The organism is Campylobacter sp. LR264d (assembly GCF_008633895.1).
Lineage (GTDB): Bacteria > Campylobacterota > Campylobacteria > Campylobacterales > Campylobacteraceae > Campylobacter_D.
This window is the reverse complement of sequence record NZ_VJNT01000018.1, coordinates 1-272: the sequence shown is the minus strand read 5'-3', so window position 1 is coordinate 272 and position 272 is coordinate 1. Positions and strand designations below refer to the sequence as shown.

The 272-nt window shown below is 29.0% G+C and carries 1 pseudogene; it reads right to left on the bottom strand.

The annotated features are described in order from the left end of the window. Window positions 1-272, bottom strand: a pseudogene (locus FMM56_RS08710) (methyl-accepting chemotaxis protein); the annotation flags it as partial.

Sequence of the window (272 nt, the reverse complement as noted above, 5' to 3'; positions counted from 1 at the left end):
AGTTAGTTCTACCATACCGCTTGCGTTTTCAATTTTATTTGTAAAATTTAAGTGCTTATACTCATCAAAGATTTTATTAATCTCATTCATATTAGAACCAATCTTATTTTGTATGATATCTAATAACTTATTTAAGACCTGTTTTAATTCTACTAATTGAGGGTTTCTTGGATTTGCATCAATTCTTGCTGTTAAATCTCCACTTTCTATAACTTGGACTGTTGAGATTGCTTTTTTAACTGCAAGATTGTCCTGTTCTAAGCTTTTTTTGG